6 protein-coding genes are annotated in these 5,036 nt (G+C 37.3%); 1 reads left to right on the plus strand and 5 read right to left on the minus strand.

Translation table 11 applies throughout. The features are described from left to right. Nucleotides 1–235: 235 nt before the first annotated feature. From uvrB to ACKI3D_RS03820, 3 genes are read right to left on the minus strand one after another with little or no spacing between them, the layout of a single operon-like run. A complete protein-coding gene (gene uvrB / locus ACKI3D_RS03810) occupies nucleotides 236–2,200 on the minus strand; it encodes an excinuclease ABC subunit UvrB (RefSeq protein WP_407392434.1) in 1,965 nt (654 codons plus the stop codon). 5 nt (nucleotides 2,201–2,205) lie between these two features. Next, nucleotides 2,206–2,496, minus strand: a complete 291-nt coding sequence (locus tag ACKI3D_RS03815; RefSeq protein ID WP_407392435.1) for a hypothetical protein — start codon at nucleotides 2,494–2,496, stop codon at nucleotides 2,206–2,208. Between the two features lies 1 nt (nucleotide 2,497). Beyond that, nucleotides 2,498–3,415: a ribose-phosphate diphosphokinase gene (locus tag ACKI3D_RS03820; RefSeq protein WP_407392436.1), complete on the minus strand. Its 918-nt coding sequence runs from the start codon at nucleotides 3,413–3,415 to the stop codon at nucleotides 2,498–2,500. A 105-nt stretch (nucleotides 3,416–3,520) separates the two neighbouring features. On the opposite strand from ACKI3D_RS03820, the gene ACKI3D_RS03825 reads away from it, so the two are divergent. Then, a complete protein-coding gene (locus tag ACKI3D_RS03825; protein WP_407392437.1) occupies nucleotides 3,521–4,018 on the plus strand; it encodes a hypothetical protein in 498 nt (165 codons plus the stop codon). A 17-nt stretch (nucleotides 4,019–4,035) separates the two neighbouring features. On the opposite strand, the gene ACKI3D_RS03830 is transcribed toward ACKI3D_RS03825, so the two are convergent. Beyond that, nucleotides 4,036–4,404 (minus strand): zinc-ribbon domain-containing protein, encoded by a 369-nt coding sequence (locus ACKI3D_RS03830; RefSeq protein WP_407392438.1) that lies wholly within the window; start codon nucleotides 4,402–4,404, stop codon nucleotides 4,036–4,038. Between the two features lie 28 nt (nucleotides 4,405–4,432). After that, a complete protein-coding gene (locus ACKI3D_RS03835) occupies nucleotides 4,433–4,942 on the minus strand; it encodes a GNAT family N-acetyltransferase (RefSeq protein WP_407392439.1) in 510 nt (169 codons plus the stop codon). Between the last annotated feature and the right edge of the window lie 94 nt (nucleotides 4,943–5,036).

Here is a 5,036-nt window from a genome sequence, read left to right on the forward strand (position 1 = left end):
AATATTTAAAATTTTAGAAATTTAATTTTCCTAAAAAAAATGAAATTCTAAAATAAATATTTTTTCTTAAAAGATACTCTTAACTAATTTAATTAATTATTTTATCAAATTAATTAATATATTTTTTGATATGATTTTAAAACAATTTTATAATCCTTTAACAATAATTTAAACCAAAAACAATATTCTAATCCAAATAAAAATTAAAACTAAAAAGTTTTCACAGAACTGAAAACTATTTGTCAAAGCCTTTTAAGATATAAAGCTTGTTTCTTAAATCTGCGGCTCTTTCAAAGTCAAGCCTTGCAGCGGCATCCTTCATGTCCTTTTCCAAATCCCTAATCAGCAGACGAAGTTCATCCTTAGGCATCCTTTCAACATCTGCACCCCTAACCTTATATTTCTCATCTTCCTCAGCAAGTTTTTCCTTCAATGTTCTTTGAGTTGATTTCGGAGTGATTCCATGAACTTCATTATATTTCATCTGCAATTTGCGCCTTCTAAGGGTAGTTTCATATGCTTTTCTAACGGATTCTGTCATGTCATCAACATACATTATCACACGGCCGTTGACGTTTCTTGCTGCACGCCCGATAGTCTGTATCAAAGATGTCTCATTTCTTAAAAATCCTTCCTTATCAGCATCAAGAATTGCCACTAAAGAAACCTCCGGCAAATCCAAACCTTCCCTAAGGAGGTTTACTCCGACCAGAACATCGAATTTACCACGTCTCAAATCATCGACAATGTCAATTCTCTCCAGAGTATCTATTTCTGAATGCATGTATCTCACTTTAACGCCGATTCTTGCATAGTAATCTGTTAAATCCTCAGCCATCCTTTTTGTCAATGTTGTAACAAGCACCCTTTCGTCTTTCTCGGCTGTTTTTCTTACTTCCTCAAGCAGATCTTCCACCTGTCCGGTTACAGGCCTTATTAAAACTTCTGGATCCACCAAACCGGTAGGCCTGATAATCTGCTCGACAACATTTCTTGATTTTGCCATTTCATATGGTCCTGGAGTTGCAGATACATAAATCACCTGATTGACGGAGGATTCGAACTCATCAAATCTCAATGGACGGTTTTCCTTAGCTGAAGGAAGTCTGAAGCCGTATTCAACCAGGGTTTCCTTACGGGCTCTGTCCCCATTATACATTCCCCTGATTTGCGGAACGGTAACGTGGGATTCATCGATTATTGTTAAAAAGTCATCCGGGAAATATTTCAAAAGAGAGTACGGCTTTTCACCCCAGTCACGTCCTGACAGATGCATGGAATAGTTTTCTACACCCGGACAGTATCCCATTTCCCTTAACATTTCAATGTCAAAACGGGTCCTTTGCTCAAGTCTTTGGGCTTCCAATAATTTTCCCATTGCATTGAGCTCTGATAATCTTTCTTCAAGCTCATTTGAGATTTTGGAAATGGCCACGTCCATCTTGTCCTGACCGACAACAAAGTGCTTTGCAGGGAAAATCATATACCTTTGAAGTGATTCCTGTTTTTTGCCTGTGACCTTATCGATTATGCTGATTGCATCTATCTCATCGCCAAACAGCTCTATTCTGATTGGAGGGGTTCCATGAACGGGATTGATTTCGATGACATCTCCCCTTACCCTGAACTGACCACGGGCAAATTCTATGTCATTTCTCTCATACTGCATGAAAACAAGTCTGGAAAGAATTTCGGATCTGTCATAAATGTCTCCAACGGCAATTCCAAAGGCAAATTCACCATAATCCTCTGGTGAACCTATACCGTAGATGCAGCTCACGCTGCTAACAACAATAACATCATCCCTTGACAGCAATGACTGTGTTGCGGAGTGCCTCATTATATCGATGTCATCATTGATTGATGCTTCCTTGTCAATGAAGGTGTCTGTTCTCGGCACATAAGCTTCAGGCTGGTAATAGTCATAATAGCTGACAAAGTACTCCTCGGCATTGTCCGGGAAAAATTCCTTAAACTCTTCGTACAATTGTGCAGCTAATGTTTTATTGTGCGAAATGACAAGGGTAGGCTTTTGAACCTTTTCAATGACGTTTGCCATTGTGAAAGTCTTTCCTGAACCTGTCACTCCCAAAAGAGTCTGTTCCTTTATGCCGTTGTTTATGCCTTCGGCTAATGAATTAATGGCTTTTGGTTGATCACCCAATGGCTTATAAGGTGATTTTAACTTGAATTCTTTCATGATATCTAATTAGTAATTGTAACATTGAAACTGATATGTATATAGCTTGGCGAACAGCATGGTGTTACTCTTTGGTCTCTTACGACTAACTGACCATAGCCTTTCAAATCTTTATTTAAATCTTTAATGACATTCGGAACAATTTCAGTGTTGAAAACCTTAAGGGAACCTAAAAATACTGTTTTGGAAGCCATATTCATTACTGATACTTCTTCCACAACATCAGGTTCACCATATTTTGTCAAAATATCATTAGATTTTTCAACAAGTTCCTTTTTAATCTGTTCTTTATCCATTTCATTCCCTCAATGCATCTGCAATGGATTTGGCAAGAGATACACGTGAAGTGTCTGAAGACAGACTGTTTGTTCCTATGATTTTACCTGCACCGGCAGAATAGATTCTAGTAGCTCCATTGTTGGTTAAAATCGGGTGAACACAACATACGTCAACTGCTGATGCCCCATATTGCTTTAAGATATTGATTGCATTTACTATGGTTCCGCCAGTAGCTATAATATCATCAATGATGATTGCATGCATCCCCTTAACGGAGTCAATATTGACAGTATTTTCACTTTCGCTGTCACATCTGACATCTACGATTTTGGTTTCAACCTTATCAGGGCCTAAACGCACTTTAGTCAAGTATGTGCAGTCACAGCCAATGATTTCAGAGATTTCCTGTGCAAATCCGTAAGCTCCCTTATCCGGAGCGATGATTAACGGTTTTTCATTAGTCTTTCTGAATATTTTCTTATCCAAATATTCTGCAATTGCAGGCATGGCTGAGAGGTTTCTTGCAGGAATATCAAAGAAGTTTAAAACACATGCTTCATGAATATTAAAGGTGATGAACTCATCCGCACCGACTGACTGAATCAAATCGCAGATGATTTTAGCTGAAATTGTCTCACCTGGATTAAAGCGTTTTTCCTGTCTTGCATAACCCATGTATGGAACAACAGCCTTTACCTTTTTTGCTCCCAAATCCTTGAGATTGGAAATCATAAACAATAATTCCATCAAGTTCTCATCCTGAGGATAACCGGTGGACTGTATAACAGTTACTTCCTTATCTTTTACATCATCAGTTATCCTTAAATATCTTTCTCCATCTGGAAACTTCTTAGTTTCAACATAACATAACTCTTCTCCAAGTTCGCGTGCAACATGAGCCGCCAAGTCCTGTGAAGATGAACCGCCTATAATCACAATATCACCTAAAAATTATATGTAATTATATATGTTTTTGATAATTAAAAAAGTTAAGTATTTATACTATAAATATACAATAAAAAAAATTATGAAAAAAAAAGTATGGTTCTTCTAGCAATTGTTTTGCTGATTGTTGCATTTTTAGCATCAACAATTGTCAGCCCAGTTTTAATAGTTGCTGAAGACGCAGAAGAGGATGCTAGTATTGATATGGCTGCAACATTTTCACTTGGAGGCTTCAATTGGGTTTACCCTGGAAGTTCAATCAACTCCGAAGGTCAAACCTTACATAATGTCCATATAAACAATCCTGATGATCCGTATGGTGCTGCTCGTGATATTATGACATATTCTTATGGCGTTACCCCTCATTTCATTTTTAGTATTAACAATGATGCTGCACAGGCCATATTTGGTGTTAATATCGTGGACGATATCCGTGCGAATGATGGATACTTTGGATATCCTGGTAACGGCAATGTTGCCGGAAGCATGTCCAGAGGCGATGCAGTCGGAACTGCTATGCTATCCAACGGAATTAATGTATTTGAAATTCCTATACAACTTTTAATGGGAAATATCAGTTTACATATCGTTTAATTTCCCTTTTTCTTTTTTTAATGCAACATTACGTAAAATGAGAGCGCCACACCAACAAATGATATTGCCATCATAATCAGTCCATGTTTTTTGAGTGTAGGATGCTTTGACTGCACCAGATAAAACGGCATGAAAAATCCGAAGAATGTAAATACTGCCATGCTGCTCTGTTTTGAAAAAAGACCCACTACAAAACCGCTCCATGAAAGAAAAATAGTTAAAATGTAAGCTACGATAAGTGCATTTTTATTCACTTCAGGTTGTGAAGTCCTATATACATAAAGAGGTTTGCGCTGAGCTCCTTCAACCAATGGAGTGCCGCATTTTGCACAGAAATCATAATCGTCCTGATTTTCAAAACCGCAGTTTTTACAAATTCTTGTCATTAATTAAAGTTAATGTTTTTTAGTATAATTATTTTTCTAACTTCATTGCAATTTCAATGACCGCTTCGCCGGCATAATTAATATTGTTTAATTCCGTTAGAAATTTGAATCCCAATTTTTCCAAAACCCTTCCTGACTGCTTATTGTCATGCCTGTAACTTGCATAGATTTCATTGGCGCCCAGCTCATTGAATGCCCTTTTAATCACTTCTTGAGATGCTTCAGTTGCATAGCCATTGCCCCAGTACTCTTCAGCCACCCAATAGCCAAGCTCCACAGAGCCTTCACCCCACCAGTGATTGGTATCCGGATGGAACAATAATCCAACACATCCGATTGGAATATCATCTTTAACGATTGCATAGGTTTCTCTTTTTGCAAAAACGGTATTAATAATCTCCAAACTATTCTCAATGCTTTCATGAGGTGGCCAGCCAGCTATCGGACCAATTTTTGGATTTCTGGCAAAGTGATAGAGGCACTTGGCATCTGACTCTTCCCAAGGCCTTAAAGTGAGATTGGTTGTTTTTAAAATCATTGATATACCATTTGTCAGTTACCCTAATTAAATTTTTAAAAAAAAATAGATACCTAAAAAGAGGTATAATTAAAATATACTGTAAATTAAAGAA

This window comes from Methanobrevibacter sp. (assembly GCF_045586545.1).
Classification (GTDB): Archaea; Methanobacteriota; Methanobacteria; order Methanobacteriales; family Methanobacteriaceae; genus Methanocatella.